The sequence below is a fragment of the Streptomyces hoynatensis genome (genome assembly GCF_003626535.1).
Taxonomy (GTDB): domain Bacteria; phylum Actinomycetota; class Actinomycetes; order Streptomycetales; family Streptomycetaceae; genus Streptomyces; species Streptomyces hoynatensis.
In genome coordinates, this window is sequence record NZ_RBAL01000002.1 from 493,307 (window position 1) to 507,447 (window position 14,141).

Consider the following 14,141-nt stretch of genomic DNA (forward strand, 5'->3'; position numbering starts at 1 on the left):
CATCGAGGAGCAATTGATAGCCTCTGCCTCGGTGATGGGGCCAGTGGTGGCCCCGGCGTGAGACCTCGGGCAGATGGAGGGGTGAACAGGTGCCGACGAAGCCTCGTCCGACCGTGCGTGCGCGACGGCTTGGCGCCAAGCTTCGGAGACTCCGCGAAGACGCCGGAGTCAAGATGGAGGCGGCAGCACGGCGGATCGACGGCGACAAGCCCAAGATCAGCCGTATCGAAAACGGTCGCATGTCGATCCGCCGGCTGGAGCTGGAAGCCCTCCTGGGGCTCTACGGCGTCACGGACGAGCGCACCGTCAACGCCCTGACCACCATGCTGCGGCAGACACGCCGGAAGGGGTGGTGGCACCAGTACAGCCAGGACCTCGACCCGGACTTCGAGGAGCGGCTGGACCTTGAGGACGACGCCGTTCGCATACTGGCTTTTCAGCCGCTGCTCGTGCCTGGCCTCCTGCAAACTGCCGACTACGCGAGGGCGGTGATCCGCAGCGCCGAACGCTCCGCCTCTGACGACGAGGTCGAGACGTGGATGTCGATGCGGATGACTCGCCAGGACATCCTGAGCCGGGAGACACCGCCCCAGTTGGTCTGTGTGCTTGACGAAGCGGTTCTTCACCGCCAGATCGGCGGTCCGGCGACGCTGATCGGCCAGCTGAAACGGCTATGCGAAGTGAACTCCCCGCCCGAGCTGTCGATCCAGGTCGTCCCCTTCGGGCAGGGCTGGCACGCGGGGCTGGACGGCGGCTTCAGCATCTACTCCTACCCCGACCCGCTCCACCTGGACGTCGTGACGGTGGACTACCTGGACGGGGCCCTGTACCTGGAGGACGATTCGAGTGTCGAGCGGTACCGAAGGGCCTTTGACCATGTGAGAGCATCGGCCCTATCGTCACGACAGTCCACGTCGCTGATCTCGCGGCTCGCGCGAGACCTGGATAGACAAGTGTGAGGCACCCCCATGATCCGGCACAACCTGCCCAAGAATCTGTGGCGCAGCTCGTCCTACAGCGCTGACAACGGGGGCCAGTGCGTCGAGATCCAGGTGATCGACGAAGGCGATATCGCGGTGGGCGACAGCAAGGACCGCCCGCGCGGTGCCTTCGTCTTCACGCCTGCGGCATGGTCCGCGTTCGTCACGCACATCAAGAAGGACGCCAACTGACTCCGGCAGGCGTGGCGGCACGGCGGGGCTCCTTGCGTTCGCGCGCGGAGGCGAGTGCGCGGGCCTTGAGGCCGATCTGCCAGCGGTCGAAGCTCATGGCCAACGCGTAGTCCGGTCCCGCGCGTTCGTCGAGGAAGCCGCGGCGCTGATCACCGAGGCCGCTCTCCGGCTGTAAGTCGGCCGCACCGCTGTCATGCGAACGCAGCTCAGTGCCCTCGCCGAGGTGTGCCCGGGGAGGCGCCCCCCCCGTCAGGGGCTCCCGGACGCCGGGTCCCCGGGGTCCCGGCCCGCGGCGAGTTCGCGGGCCTTGAGGCCGATCTGCCAGCGGTAGAAGCTCATGGCCAGCGCGTAGTCCAGCCCCGCGCGCCCGTCGAGGAAGCCGCGGCGGTACAGGTAGGCGTACCCGAAGGAGAGCAGCGGCTTGAGGGGGGCGCGGTGGAAGAGGCGGCCCTGCCGGGTCTTCGCCCGCCTGATCTGCTCGCGGACCTCCGGATGCGCCTCCAGCCACGCCTCCCAGTCCGAGTACCTGTTGTGCCGCTCGAACCAGGTGCGCACCGGGTCCAGATCCCGGTGCTCGATGGGGGCGCGCAGCCGGTGCACCGGGTCGGCCAGCGGCTGGTAGTGCCCCTCCTGCTCGCCCATGCCGGGGGCCGCCAGGTCGTCGGGCTCGGGGAACCTCGCCCGGGTGCGGTCCACGAGGGCCCGCTTGACGATGGTGTGGCCGTGCCGCAGCCTGCGGCCGCCGAACCAGTAGCCGAGCGGGATGTCGAACGCCGCCGGCCGCACCCGGCGGCCGTCGAGGAAGATCCGCCGCAGCTCGGCGAGCAGCTCCCCGCTCACCGTCTCGTCCCCGTCCAGGAACAGCACCCAGTCCGTCTCGGGCCGCACGTGCTCCAGGCACCACTGCTTCTTCTTCGGGTACCGGCCGTCCCACACGTAGGGGATCACCTCGGCGCCCGCGGCCTTCGCCAGCTCGCGGGTGCCGTCGGTGCTTGCGGAGTCCACCACGACGATCGCCTCGAAGTGGCCGGCGGCCGAGCGGACCGCGCCGGTGATGTTGGCCGCCTCGTTCTTCGTCGGTATCGCCACCACGATCGGCAGGCGGGTCACCCTTCGCTCACTCCCGTGCTCCCTCGTCCCCGGCCGCGTCCCCGCGACCGGCCTCGTCCAGCAGATCCGCGTACTCCGGGCACAGGTGTGCCACCGCCTCGGCGGCGCCCGGGATCTCGTCCTCGCGCAGCGCCGCCGCGGCCCCCTGCGGGTCGTGCCGCGCCAGGTAGCCGACGCGCTCGCAGGCCTCGGAGCCCAGCGCGAGAATGGCGTTCGGGTCCACGCCCTCCGGCACCCTGCCCGCCAGGTACTCCCGCTGCTCCTCGGTGAACTCGCCCTCGGCGGGCGTCAGTTCGTCCTCGGGCAGGGTCTCGTCCGGCACGCCGTCGGCGGTGCCGCCCCCGGCGTCCGCGCCGGGGCTCTCCCCTTCCGCGGGCCCGCCGGGCTCCGCCGGGGCCGTGGCCGCGCCCTCCGGGTGGCCGCCGTCCGCGCCGCCCTCGCCGCCGCCGTCCCCGCCCCCGCCGCAGGCGGCGAGGAGGCCGAGGACGGCGACGAGCAGCGGCAGCGCGGCGCGCCGTGCCCGCCCGCTCACGGCGCCCCGAAGGTCAGCAGCAGCTGCGGGTGGTACGAGGTCTGCCGCGCCTCGCGGGACCAGAACCACAGGCTGTCCCCTCCGGTGCCGGTCAGGGCCAGGTCCAGCTCCCCGCCGAGCGCGGCCCGCACCGTCGCCGGGTCCAGGGGCGCCGCGTAGACGCCGCCTGGCGTGGCCGGCGCCTCCAGCGTGCCCAGGGCCGTGTCCCCGAGCGTGGGGCGGGTGTCGTAGGTGACGGCCGTCTCCTGCCAGTCGCCGGTCACGGGCCGCACCGCGAAGGAGTCGGCCGAGCCCGAGGCGGAGTCGTCCGAGACCCGCACCCGCAGCGTCGCGTTCTTGAGCACCTGGCCTGCCGGGGCGTTCGGCAGGCCGAAGCGGAGGTAGCTCTCGTACGCCGAGGTGCCGCGCACGGCCAGCTGCTGGTCCGGCCCGTAGTTCGCGCCGCGGGCCGCGCCGTTGACGTAAGCGTCGGCCGTCGGCTCCAGCGCGGTCACGCTGTCGGCAGGCAGCGAGGCCGCGTCGTGGTGCGCCGCGACCCTGGCCGCCGTCAGCTGCGCCGGGTAGACGGCCGTCTCGTCCAGCTGCCCCGCGAAGTAGTCGCTGCTGGGCCGGTTGGCCCAGTTCGCCAGCGAGTCCCCGCCGACGTGCCAGTAGCCGCTGGTGTTGCGCGCCGAGGTGAACACGGAGTTGACGTTGGTGCGCACCCCGTCCACGTACAGCTCCATGCCGCGCGCCCCGATGGAGGCGGCGACCTGGTGCCACCTGCCGTCGTTGTAGGAGCGCGAGGTGGTGAGCACCCGGCTGCCGCCCGAGATGACGCAGCCGAAGCGCAGCCTGCCGTCGTCCAGCATGTAGAGGACGTCGTCCTGGCTGGTGCTCGGGCCGCCGACGGTCAGGTTGCCGAGCCCCATCAGCTTGCCGCCGCGGGTCGTCGTGGTCCGGAACCAGGTCTCCAGCGTGAAGCGCTGCTGACCGGAGAAGAGGCGGTCGCTGTAGGTGAAGGAGTCGGTGCCGTCGTAGCCGGCGGAGGCGGCCTGCGGCCCCGGCACCGCCGCCGGGGTGACGCCGCGCTGCGGGCCGCCGCGGTGGAAGCCGTTGTTGCCGTTGCCCGACTGGTCGGAGGCGAAGGTGCCCGCCGTCTCGTCGAGGCGCCAGTACAGCGCGGGGTGGTCGGCGAGCACCGCGTCCCGGTAGGGCTCGCCGCCGCCGGCGGCGGCGGTGGCCGTCACGGGGGCCGAGAGGGCGCTGGTGTTGCCGGCCCCGTCGGTGGCCGAGATCCGGTAGCTGTGGCTCTCGCCGGCCGCGGCGGCGTCGTTCCAGGTCAGCTGCGGGCGGCTCCAGGGCAGGGACTCGGCCTGGACGGTGTGCACCGGCGAGGTGCCGCCGTCCCGGTAGACCCGGTAGGTCAGCAGGCTGTCGTCGAGGTCGGAACTCGGCGCCCAGGACAGGTCGATGCCGCCGCCGGGGCCGGCCGCCGCGTGGGCCTCCGGAGTGGGCGGGGCGCCGGTGTCGGGGCCGGTGGCGAAGCGCGTCAGGCCCCACTGCGCGGTGCCGTCGACGACGGTGAAGCCGCCGCCCACCCACAGGTAGTCGCGGCTGTCGCCCGGCACGTCGGTGGCGGTGGCCAGCACCCGCGGGCCCAGCGCCTCGCCGAGGCCGTCGTTGGTGTTGGGGAACCAGCCCAGCTTTCCCGGGTCGTTCACGGACTGGGCGAGCAGGTGGTACCGCTCCTGGTTGGGGAACTCGCCCATGCTGGAGCAGTCGTGGGCGTGGTGGCCGCTGTAGAGCACCTCGCCGTGCACCGCGAGCGCCTGGGTGGCGCCCAGGCAGGTGTCGCGCCAGCGCTCGTCGAGGGTGTCGAGGTCGAGCGCGATCCTGCCGTCGAAGACGCCGCCGCCGGTGCCCTCGGCGCCGACGTAGAAGCCGGTGTCGTCGGTGGTGATGACCTGGACGGTCGAGTTGCGCTCGATGAAGCCCTCCGGGTACGTGCGGACGTTGTCGCCGGTGCCGGCGTCCACGACGGCCAGGGCGTGGGAGGCGGCGCCGTTCACGCGGAAGAAGTCGCCGCCGAGCAGGACGTGTGCGCCGTCGGGGGTGACGGCCACGGCCTTGCCGATCTCGTCGGCGTCCGCGACCCAGTTCCCGTCGACCGCGCCCGCGGTGGTCACCGCGCCGAAGCGGGCGTGGGCCCGGCCGTTGAGCTGGGTGAAGTCCCCGGCCAGGTAGACCCGGTCGGCGGTGGCGGCCAGGCCCCGCACGATGCCGTTGGCGGCCACGGGGAAGGGGATGCGGGTGCAGCCGGGCAGCGCGAAGGCGGCCACGCTGCTGGCGCCCGCCCCGTTGACCGAGCCGAAGCTGCCGGCCGCGTACAGGGTGCGGTGGTCGGGGGAGACGGCCAGGGCGCGGACCATCGCGGTGCCCGAGCCGATCGTGAACGACAGGTCGCAGCCCGTGGCCGGCTCGCCGGTGGCGGCGTCCAGGGCCACGAAGTTGCCCGCGGCCCGCTCCTGGGTGCCGGGCTCGGCGCCCGGCGGCCTGACGGCCGAGAAGGTGCCGCCGGCGAAGACGACGCCGTCGGCCTCGGCGAGGGCGAAGACGATGCCGTTGGTCTGCCAGGTGGGCAGGTCCTCCGCGGTCATGGTGACCGGCGGCGTCAGGGCCTGCGCGGCGGGTAACGCCCCGGGGCCCGCCCCGGCCATAAGGCCGGCGAGCAGGGCGAGCACGCCCAGGATGCCGCGGGCGCGGGCGCCCGGGACGGGCTCGCGCGCGGCCCGTCGTCCTTCTCTTCGCCCCGTCCGGGGTCTTTCGCTCATCGTTCAGCCTTCCCTGTCGCCCGTGCCCTGCCTGTGCCACCGCCGGCCCCGCCCCGCGGGCGGGCGCGCGGCGCTGGTGTCGACCAACGAATATGCCCACTGGTTGTGCGCGCGTGGGCGCACACGGGGGGCGCAGCGATGCACGCCGCGCCCCCTGGGCTCACCGGTCGATCCTGACCCGTGCGCCGCTCAACTCGGCGTTCAGCGCGGCGATGTCGGCCTCGACCATCAGCTCGGCCAGCTCCCGCCAGCGGACCGCGGGCTCCCAGCCGAGCAGCTCGCGGGCCTTGGCGGCGTCCCCGACCAGCGCGTCGACCTCGCTGGGGCGCTCGTACTTGGGGTCGAAGCGCACGTGCTCGGTCCAGTCCAGGCCCCCGGCGGCGAACGCGGCCTGCAGGAAGTCCCGCACGGTGGCCGGCACCCCGGTGGCCACCACGTAGTCGTCCGGCTCGTCCCGCTGGAGCATCCGCCACATCGCCTCGACGTACTCGGGGGCGTAGCCCCAGTCCCGCACCGCGTCCAGGTTGCCCAGGTAGAGCACCTCCTGGAGGCCCTCCCTGATCCGCGCCACGGCCCGGGTGATCTTGCGGGTGACGAAGGTCTCGCCGCGGCGCGGTGACTCGTGGTTGAACAGGATGCCGTTGACGGCGTACAGGCCGTACGCCTCGCGGTAGTTGACGGTCGACCAGTAGCTGTAGAGCTTGGCGCAGCCGTAGGGGCTGCGCGGGTGGAAGGGCGTCCGCTCGTTCTGCGGGGGCGGGGCCGAGCCGAACATCTCCGAGGAGGACGCCTGGTAGATCCGGGTCTCGATGCCGCTGGCCCGGATCGACTCCAGCAGCCGCAGGGTGCCGAGCCCGGTGACGTCCGCGGTGTACATCGGGGCGTCGAAGGAGACCCGCACGTGCGACTGCGCCCCGAGGTTGTACACCTCGTCGGGACGCACCTCGCGCAGCAGATTGACCAGCGCGACGCCGTCGGTGAGGTCGGCGTGGTGCAGCACCAGCGTGCGGCCCGGCTCCTGCGGCGCCTGGTAGATGTGGTCGATCCGCTCGGTGTTGAACGAGGAGGAGCGGCGGAGAAGCCCGTGCACCGTGTAGCCCTTGTCCATCAGCAGCTCGGCCAGGTAGGAGCCGTCCTGCCCGGTCACCCCGGTGATCAGCGCGGTTCTGCTCGCGCGGTCGCTCATGGCGAATTCCCCCAATCGGTAGCGGTGGTATGGCGGCTTGGGCCGAAAAAACCGGCCGTCGAGCGAGAAAGGCGATCGGCGGAGAATGCGCCTCGATGTCGTGGCCGCCCTGGCACAATCCGTGTCCATGACGACTCTGCTGCCGCCGGGCGCCCGGGTGTTCGTCGCGGGACACCGCGGCCTGGCCGGTTCCGCCCTCGCCCGCGTGCTCGCGGACGAGGGCCACGAGGTGCTCACCAGGACCCGCGAACAGCTCGACCTCCGCGACGCGGAGCGCACGGCGCGCTACCTCGCCGGGGTGCGGCCGGACGCAGTGGTGCTGGCCGCCGCCACGGTGGGGGGAATCATGGCCAACCAGCGTTTCCCGGTGCCGTTCCTGGAGGACAACCTCCGCATCCAGCTCAGCGTGCTGGCCGGCGCGCACGCCGCGGACGTCGACCGCCTGCTGTTCCTTGGGTCTTCCTGCATCTACCCCAGGCAGGCCCCGCAGCCGATCCCGGAGGAGGCGCTGCTGACCGGCCCGCTCGAGCCGACGAACGAGCCCTACGCCCTGGCCAAGATCGCCGGGATCAGCCAGGTGCGTTCCTATCGCAGGCAGTACGGCCGCGCCTGGATCGCCGCCATGCCGACGAACCTCTACGGCCCCGGCGACAACTTCGACCCGGAGACCTCGCACGTGCTGCCCGCCCTGATCCGCCGCTTCCACGAGGCGGCCCGCGAGGGGCGGCCCGAGGTGGTGCTGTGGGGCACGGGCACCCCGCGCCGGGAGTTCCTGCACAGCGAGGACCTGGCCCGCGCCTGCCTGACGCTGCTGCGCCGCTACGACGGCGAGCTGGCGCTGAACGTGGGCTGCGGCGAGGACCTCACCATCGCCGAGCTGGCGCGGACCGTGGCCGATGCGGTCGGCTTCGCCGGCGGCATCGCCTGGGACCCGGCCAGGCCGGACGGCACCCCGCGCAAGCTGCTCGACGTCACCAGGCTGCGCAAGCTGGGCTTCGCCCCGCGGGTTGACCTCGCCCGGGGCATCCGGGACACCTACCGGTGGTGGCTCGCCCACCCCGGCTCCTAGTAGGCGCCCCGGCCGTCGACGACGGCGCGGAAGGTGCGGGCGAGCACGTCGAGGTCGCCGGTGACCGACCAGTTGTCCGCGTAGAACAGGTCGAGCGCCAGGCCCTCGTCCCAGGACAGGTCGGAGCGCCCGCTGACCTGCCAGGGCCCGGTCAGCCCCGGCTTGACGCGCAGGCGCCGCAGGGCGACCGCGCCGTAGCGGGCGACCTCCTCGGGCAGCGGGGGCCTGGGCCCGACCAGCGACATCTGGCCGCGCACCACGTTGATCAGCTGCGGCAGTTCGTCGAGCGAGGTGCGGCGCAGCAGCCGGCCGATGCGGGTGACCCTGGGGTCGCGGCGGATCTTGAACAGCGGCCCCGACAGGTGCTCGTTGGCCGCTTCGAGCCCGGGCCTGCGGCGCTCCGCGTCGGCGACCATGGTCCGGAACTTCCACAGCGTGAACGGCGTTCCGCGGTGCCCGATCCTGGTCTGCCGGTAGAGCACGGGCCCCCGGGAGTCGAGCCACACGACGAGCGCGAGCAGCGCGAACAGCGGGGCGAGCAGCACGAGGGCGAGGGCCGCGGCCGAGCGGTCGAGGACGGACTTCAGCGCGGGCTGCGGGCCGTGGCGCAGCGGCGGGGCCAGGTGCAGCAGGGTCAGCCCGGCCGCGGTGGACAGGGTCAGCCGGCGTAAGGCGACCTCGGTGAGCCCGGTGACCACGGCCAGGGCCAGCCCGGCGTCCTGCACCGCCCAGGACAGCCGCCGCAGGCGTTCGCCGGCGAGCAGGCAGCCGGGGGCGACCAGCACCAGGTCGGCGTGCCTGCGGCGGGCGGCGGCGAGCACGGTGGAGCCGTCGGTGCCCTCCGGCACCGGGTCGGGCACGTGGCAGGGCGGGACCACGGCGTCAAGGCGCCCCATCTCCGGGGCGCCGCAGGTGACTTCGCCGCCCTCGCCGACCGCGACCGCGCCGATGACGACGTAGGCGTGGTCGGTGCGGGCGGCGAGCTGGGCGACGATCGCGTCGACCAGCCGGGGCTCGGCGACGACCAGCACCCGCCGCACCGCCTGGGCCCGGTGCCTGCGGCCGGCGAGGTGGCGGTGGATGGCCGCCCCGGTGGCGCCGCTGACCAGGGGCGCGGGGGCGAGGGCGAGCAGGGCGGTGGCGACGTGGGAGCTCTCCCCGGTGCAGGCGCGCAGGACGGCGAGGAGGCCGAGCAGCGCCAGCCAGTCCTGGCAGGTGGCCAGCAGGCCGCGGTTCTCGCCCAGGGTGCCGAGGGTGCGGCCGTGGTAGCGGTGGCGCAGCGCCCTGACGGTGAGCCAGGACAGGGCGGCGACGGTGGCGGCGGCCGGCGGGCGCGGTTCGTGGGCCGACAGGTAGACGGCGAGGACGGGCAGGAAGACGCCGGCGGCGTCGGCGGCGACGGTGAGCGGGGGATACCAGGGCGAGACGCTGCGGCGGCGTATCGGCCCGTGACCGGACACGGTTGGTCTTCGAGTGACGCCGTAGCGTGAGCGTGCCGGGTGATGACGCATGTACCCCCCAAGGTGTGGATGCGGCAACGAGGTTGCTCCCGGCCTGTCGGCGTGGCCGGGAAGCCGCGGGCGCGCGGCGGCGTGCGAGAGCGGACGTGCGGCGGCGGGCGAGGACGGAGGTGCGGCGGATCGGGCGGCGGTGACGCGATTCGTGGTGACCGTGGTGTCGGGGCAGCGAAGAACCAGAGTAGAGCCGAAGCGGAACGGTGACGTAGCCCCGGCCCGGCTGTGGCGAGGCCCCGGCGAAGTCGGCGCGTCCTCATCTCCCCTTGAGCGCGCGCCGCGCCGAGAAAAGGTTAGGGCATGCCCCTGACGTTTGACTGCCGTTCGCCGGAGATTTCCGGGGGCGCCGGCCGGGCCCCGCCGGGGCGTCACCTCAGGCGCGGCACCGCCGGGAGATGGCCGGTCCCGGGAGGCGCCGGCACCTGCGGCGGGTGCCGGTGGACGCGGCGGGGCCGTTCCTCCCGGAACCCGGCGGCGGGCGCGCCGGGCGCGGCGAGCCGGCCCTGGCGCGGCACGGCCGGCCGGCCGGCGTGGGCGGCGGCGAGCCCGAGGCGGTGCGCCACCGCCACCACCGCGTTGCCGGCCGCGGCAAGGCCCCGGCCCGGCTCCGGCCCAGGCTCCGGCCCAGGCTCCCGATGCCGCAGGTCAAGGGCGGCGGCCGGCTCGCCGAGCAGCGGCGGGGGCGCCCGCCGGGCGAGCACCCCGGCCGGGGCGGCGCGGGCCCGTTCCCCGCAGGAGAGCGCGGAGGAGGGACGGCCGGCGAAGGCGGTCGGCCCGGTGGCGGCCGGCGCCTGCGCCACCGCCTCCGACCCCTCGCGCTCGGCCGGGGTGCGCGCCCCGGGGGCGCGGCCCCTCCGCACCACCTCGGCCACGGAGAAGGGGAACTACAGGGTCACTTCCTGTGGAAGCACTGCCCGGCGCATGGCCAGCTCACGCGCTCCCCATGCGTGAGCGGCGCGCCCCGGCATGCGCGCCTCGCCCGCCGGGACGCGGTGGGCCGCCGCAGGCACCCGCACGCCGGCCCGCCCCGCGGGGAGGCGAACCGGCGTGCGGAGGCAGGGGGCGCGCCCCGAAAGGGGCGCGCGCTCAGAGCGCGAAGATGCCGAAGGAGAAGCCGGGCGCGACCGCCTCCCCGCCCTCCAGGGTGACGCCCGAGGTCTCCACCGGCCGTCCCGCGGCCAGGGCCCGGCGCGGCAGTGGCAGGGTGGCGGCGGCCCGCCGCGGGTTGACCACCACGAGGTAGCGCTCGCCCCGGACGTAGGCGAAGGGATAGCCGCTGTGCAGCACCTCGACCGAGCCCCGCGGGCCCAGCTCGGGGGTGGCCTTGCGCAGCGCGATCAGGCGCCGCACCAGGTGCAGCAGCGAGTGCTCGTGCGCCCGCTGGGCCGCCACCGTGGGCCGGTCGGGCTCCGGGTCGATCGGCAGGTAGAGCCGGTCGGCGGGGGCGGTGGAGAAGCCGGCGTTGGGGGAGTCGTCCCACTGCATCGGGGTGCGCGAGCCGGCCCGGTTGTAGCGCGGGCCGAGCACGCTGCCCTCGTGGTCGGGAAGCCCGGGCACGAAACGCATGCCGATCTCGTCGCCGTAGTAGATGGCGGGCAGCGTGGGCCAGGTCAGCTGGAAGGCGAAGGCCGGGGGCAATTGCTCCGCGGTGCGCGGCCCGCAGGCCAGGCGGGAGAAGTCGTGGTTGGCGGTGGGCAGGGCGGCGAAGCCCTGCTCGCCGATGACCGCGTTCACCGACTCCCAGGCCGTCACGAAGGGCCCGGCCGAGCCGCCGCCCTCGGCGTCGAAGTAGCAGGTGCGCTGCGTCCAGTGGTCGGCGACCGTGCCGTGCATGTTGTTCCACAGCGACCGCATCGGCAGCCCGTCGGAGGGGCCGCCGAACTGGAGGAAGAAGTCGGAGTGGAAACCGGCGGGCACCGAGACCGCCGGGTCGCCCCACTCGGCGAGCAGCGCCGCCTCGGGGTGGGTGCGGTCCAGCCAGTCGCGCAACTCCCCCCACAACTCGCAGGTGCGCGTCATGCCAGGGTCGTCCTTGACCAGCGAGTGCGCCATGTCCACCCGGAAGCCGGCCAGGCCCAGCCGCAGCCAGTGGTCCATCACCTCGCGCAGCGCCGCCCGGTTGGCGCGCGGCCCCGCGGCGTCCACCGGCTGCCGCCAGGGCTCGTCCGGGTCCTCGCGGGCGTAGCCGAAGTTGAGCGCGGGCTGGGTGTCGAAGAAGTTGGGCAGGAAGCCGCCCGGCCTGCTGCCCGGGGAGGCGACGAAGCGCGGCGGCAGGCTCCCCGCCGTGCCCTCGGCCCAGATGTAGCGGTGGTCCTGCGGGTCCTCGGCCGCCGCCTTGAACCAGGGGTGCTGATCGGAGGTGTGCCCGGCCACCAGGTCGAGCATGACGCGGATGCCGCGCCGGCCCGCCTCCTCCACCAGCTTGGCCAGGTCGTCCGCCGTGCCGTAGCGCGGGGCGACCGACAGGTAGTCGGAGACGTCGTAGCCCGCGTCCCTGAAGGGCGAGTCGAAACAGGGGTTCAGCCAGACGGTGTTGACGCCGAGCCAGGACAGGTGGTCCAGGCGGTCCGTGATCCCGGCGAAGTCGCCGATGCCGTCGCCGTCGGAGTCGGCGAAGCTCTGCGGATAGATCTGGTAGAGGACGGCGTCGGCCAGCCACGACGGGGTGGGGCGGCGGGAGGACGGCATGGAGAGGAACCTTTCGTCAGCCCTTGACGGCGCCCGAGGTCAGTCCGGAAACCACGGCGCGGCGGAAGATGAGGACCAGCAGCGCGATGGGCAGCACCGAGACCGTTGCGGCGGCGAAGATCGTGCCGTAGGGGACGGTGAACTGGCTGCCGAACAGGGCGAGGCCCACCGGCATGGTGCGGAACCGGTCCGCGGTGTTGAGGGTCAGCGCGATCAGGAACTCCGTCCAGCAGGCGGTGAACGTGAAGATCGCGGCGGTGAAGAGGCCGGGCGCGGCCTGCGGCAGGATCACGGAGACCACGGTGCGCAGGGGCGAAGCGCCGTCCACCCATGCCACCTCCTCCATCTCCTTCGGAATCCCGAGGAAGAAGTTCCGCAGAATCCAGACCGCAAACGGAACGTTGAGCGCCGTGTAGACAAGGATGAGCCCCTGATAGCTGTTGAGCCAGCCGATATCGCGCATCAGCAGGAACAGGGGAGCGGCCAGCGCCACCGTCGGGAAGAGGGAGATCATCAGCAGCGCCACCATGATCGGCTCCTTGCCGCGCAACGGCAGCCGGGCCAGCGCGTAGCCGGCGAAGGAGCTCAGCCCGAGCACCAGAAGCGTGGCCACGACCGAGACCAGGAAGGAGTTGAACAGGTAGGTGCCGAAGTTGTTCGTGCCGAACGCGTCCCGGTAGTTGGACCAGGTGGAGTTCTTCGGCAGCAGCGTCGGCGGGTTGGCGCCGATCTCCTCCGGCGGCTTCAGCGAGGTCACGGCCATCCAGAACAGCGGCGCCGCCACGAACAGGGCGATCAGCAGCGCCGCCGCGTGTACCCAGGTGAAGCGCAGCCTCCTGGTCCGTGAGCCGTCCTCGGCCACGGGCGCGTCCGGCGCCCCCGCCGGCTCGGCCGCCTCGGTGGTGCCCGTCATGTCCCGCCCTCCTCGTCGCCGACCCGGGCGCGGAACGCCCGCAGGAATACCAGGCAGCCGATGAGCACCAGCCCGGCGGTGCTCGCCGCCACGGCCGCGCCGGGCCCGAAGTCCAGATTGGTGAACATGACCTGCCAGCCCAGCAGGGCCAGCGACTCGGTGGCGTCGCCCGGGCCGCCGCCGGTCAGCACGAAGGGCAGGTCGAAGATGCCGAAGGCCTGCAGGATGCGGAAGAGCACCGCGATGGTCAGCGCCGGGCGAAGCAGCGGGAGCCGGACGCGCCAGAACACGGTCCAGCCGCCCGCGCCGTCCACCTTCGCCGCCTCGATGACGTCGCTCGGCAGCATCATCAGGCCGGCCAGCACGATGATCGCCACGAAGGGGGTGGTCTTCCAGATGTCGGCGACCGCCATGGAGACCATCGCGGGCACGGGCGTGCCGAGGAACTGCCGCGCCTCGCCGGTGAGGTTCTCCGAGAGCGAGGTGAGCACCCCGTAGACCCCGTTGTACATGTACGCCCACAGCTGCGCGGAAACGACCGTGATCATCGCCCAGGGCAACAGCAGCAAGGCCATCATCCAGCCGCGCGAGCCGCTCAGCCGTTCCAGGACGAGGGCGATGGCGGTGCCGAGGACCAGCTCGGTCAGCACGGTGCCGATCGTGTAGCAGACGGTGAACACCAGCGCGTGCCGCCAGCGCTCGGAGCTGAAGAGGACCGAGTAGTTCTCCGTGGTCAGCCCGGAGAGCTCGAAGCCGTTCGAGGAGACGCGCACGTCGCTGAGGCTCATCGCCACCGAGAAGGCGATCGGGAACAGCGTCACCCCGGCCACCACGATCAGCGAGGGGGCCGCGAACCGCCAGCCGAGCCGCGCGAACTTCCGTTCGAGCGGGGAGCGCTGCACCATGCCGAGGACGCGCTGACGCCGCTTGGGCGGCGGCCTGAGCCCCGGAGGCGCCGGCGGCTTGGCGCGGTGCCCACCGGTGGCGACGTCGTCCGGCACGAAGGAGAGCGTCGGGTCGTCATCGTCGTCCGGCGATCCCGAGGACATCGGGGTGTCGCTCATCGCGGGACCATCCCTTCTGCTGCCCTGGTGCTGCGGCCGGGAAGGCGCGCCGGCTCGCCGCGCCCGGCCACGGCGGGTGC

General features: G+C 73.5%; 12 protein-coding genes. 3 read left to right on the forward strand and 9 right to left on the reverse strand.

Features of this window, described 5'->3' with window-relative positions:
* The first annotated feature begins 89 nt into the window (after positions 1-89).
* Positions 90-959, forward strand: a complete 870-nt coding sequence (locus D7294_RS05660; RefSeq protein ID WP_241562119.1) for a helix-turn-helix domain-containing protein — start codon at positions 90-92, stop codon at positions 957-959.
* A gap of 9 nt (positions 960-968) precedes the next feature.
* Positions 969-1,172 carry a DUF397 domain-containing protein gene (locus D7294_RS05665; protein ID WP_120676093.1) on the forward strand — a complete coding sequence of 68 codons (204 nt, stop codon included), beginning with the start codon at positions 969-971 and terminating at the stop codon, positions 1,170-1,172.
* A gap of 249 nt (positions 1,173-1,421) precedes the next feature.
* Here the strand turns inward: D7294_RS05665 and D7294_RS05670 are convergent, their stop codons facing one another.
* The 4 genes from D7294_RS05670 to gmd all read right to left on the reverse strand — a co-directional run bounded on the left by D7294_RS05670 (position 1,422) and on the right by gmd (position 6,813).
* On the reverse strand, positions 1,422-2,282 hold the full coding sequence (locus D7294_RS05670) for a glycosyltransferase family 2 protein (RefSeq protein ID WP_120676095.1): 861 nt from the start codon (positions 2,280-2,282) through the stop codon (positions 1,422-1,424).
* Between the two features lie 7 nt (positions 2,283-2,289).
* Positions 2,290-2,814 carry a hypothetical protein gene (locus D7294_RS05675; protein WP_120676098.1) on the reverse strand — a complete coding sequence of 175 codons (525 nt, stop codon included), beginning with the start codon at positions 2,812-2,814 and terminating at the stop codon, positions 2,290-2,292.
* On the reverse strand, positions 2,811-5,627 hold the full coding sequence (locus D7294_RS05680) for a CBM96 family carbohydrate-binding protein (protein ID WP_241562120.1): 2,817 nt from the start codon (positions 5,625-5,627) through the stop codon (positions 2,811-2,813). The genes D7294_RS05675 and D7294_RS05680 overlap by 4 nt, the downstream gene beginning before the upstream one ends.
* A gap of 160 nt (positions 5,628-5,787) precedes the next feature.
* A complete protein-coding gene (gene gmd / locus D7294_RS05685) occupies positions 5,788-6,813 on the reverse strand; it encodes a GDP-mannose 4,6-dehydratase (RefSeq protein ID WP_120676100.1) in 1,026 nt (341 codons plus the stop codon).
* A gap of 127 nt (positions 6,814-6,940) precedes the next feature.
* Between gmd and D7294_RS05690 the strand changes: the two genes are divergently transcribed.
* A complete protein-coding gene (locus D7294_RS05690; protein WP_241562121.1) occupies positions 6,941-7,882 on the forward strand; it encodes a GDP-L-fucose synthase family protein in 942 nt (313 codons plus the stop codon).
* Here the strand turns inward: D7294_RS05690 and D7294_RS05695 are convergent.
* The 5 genes from D7294_RS05695 to D7294_RS05715 form a co-directional block, all read right to left on the reverse strand.
* Positions 7,879-9,393 (reverse strand): exopolysaccharide biosynthesis polyprenyl glycosylphosphotransferase, encoded by a 1,515-nt coding sequence (locus D7294_RS05695; RefSeq protein WP_120676104.1) that lies wholly within the window; start codon positions 9,391-9,393, stop codon positions 7,879-7,881. The two genes, D7294_RS05690 and D7294_RS05695, sit on opposite strands and share 4 nt — an antisense overlap.
* Before the next feature lie 371 nt (positions 9,394-9,764).
* Positions 9,765-10,268 (reverse strand): ATP-binding cassette domain-containing protein, encoded by a 504-nt coding sequence (locus tag D7294_RS05700; protein WP_120676106.1) that lies wholly within the window; start codon positions 10,266-10,268, stop codon positions 9,765-9,767.
* Between the two features lie 214 nt (positions 10,269-10,482).
* A complete protein-coding gene (locus tag D7294_RS05705; protein WP_120676108.1) occupies positions 10,483-12,084 on the reverse strand; it encodes an alpha-amylase family glycosyl hydrolase in 1,602 nt (533 codons plus the stop codon).
* A gap of 16 nt (positions 12,085-12,100) precedes the next feature.
* On the reverse strand, positions 12,101-12,997 hold the full coding sequence (locus D7294_RS05710; RefSeq protein WP_120676110.1) for a carbohydrate ABC transporter permease: 897 nt from the start codon (positions 12,995-12,997) through the stop codon (positions 12,101-12,103).
* Positions 12,994-14,061 carry a carbohydrate ABC transporter permease gene (locus D7294_RS05715; protein ID WP_241562123.1) on the reverse strand — a complete coding sequence of 356 codons (1,068 nt, stop codon included), beginning with the start codon at positions 14,059-14,061 and terminating at the stop codon, positions 12,994-12,996. Before D7294_RS05715 ends, D7294_RS05710 begins: the two co-directional genes overlap by 4 nt.
* Between the last annotated feature and the right edge of the window lie 80 nt (positions 14,062-14,141).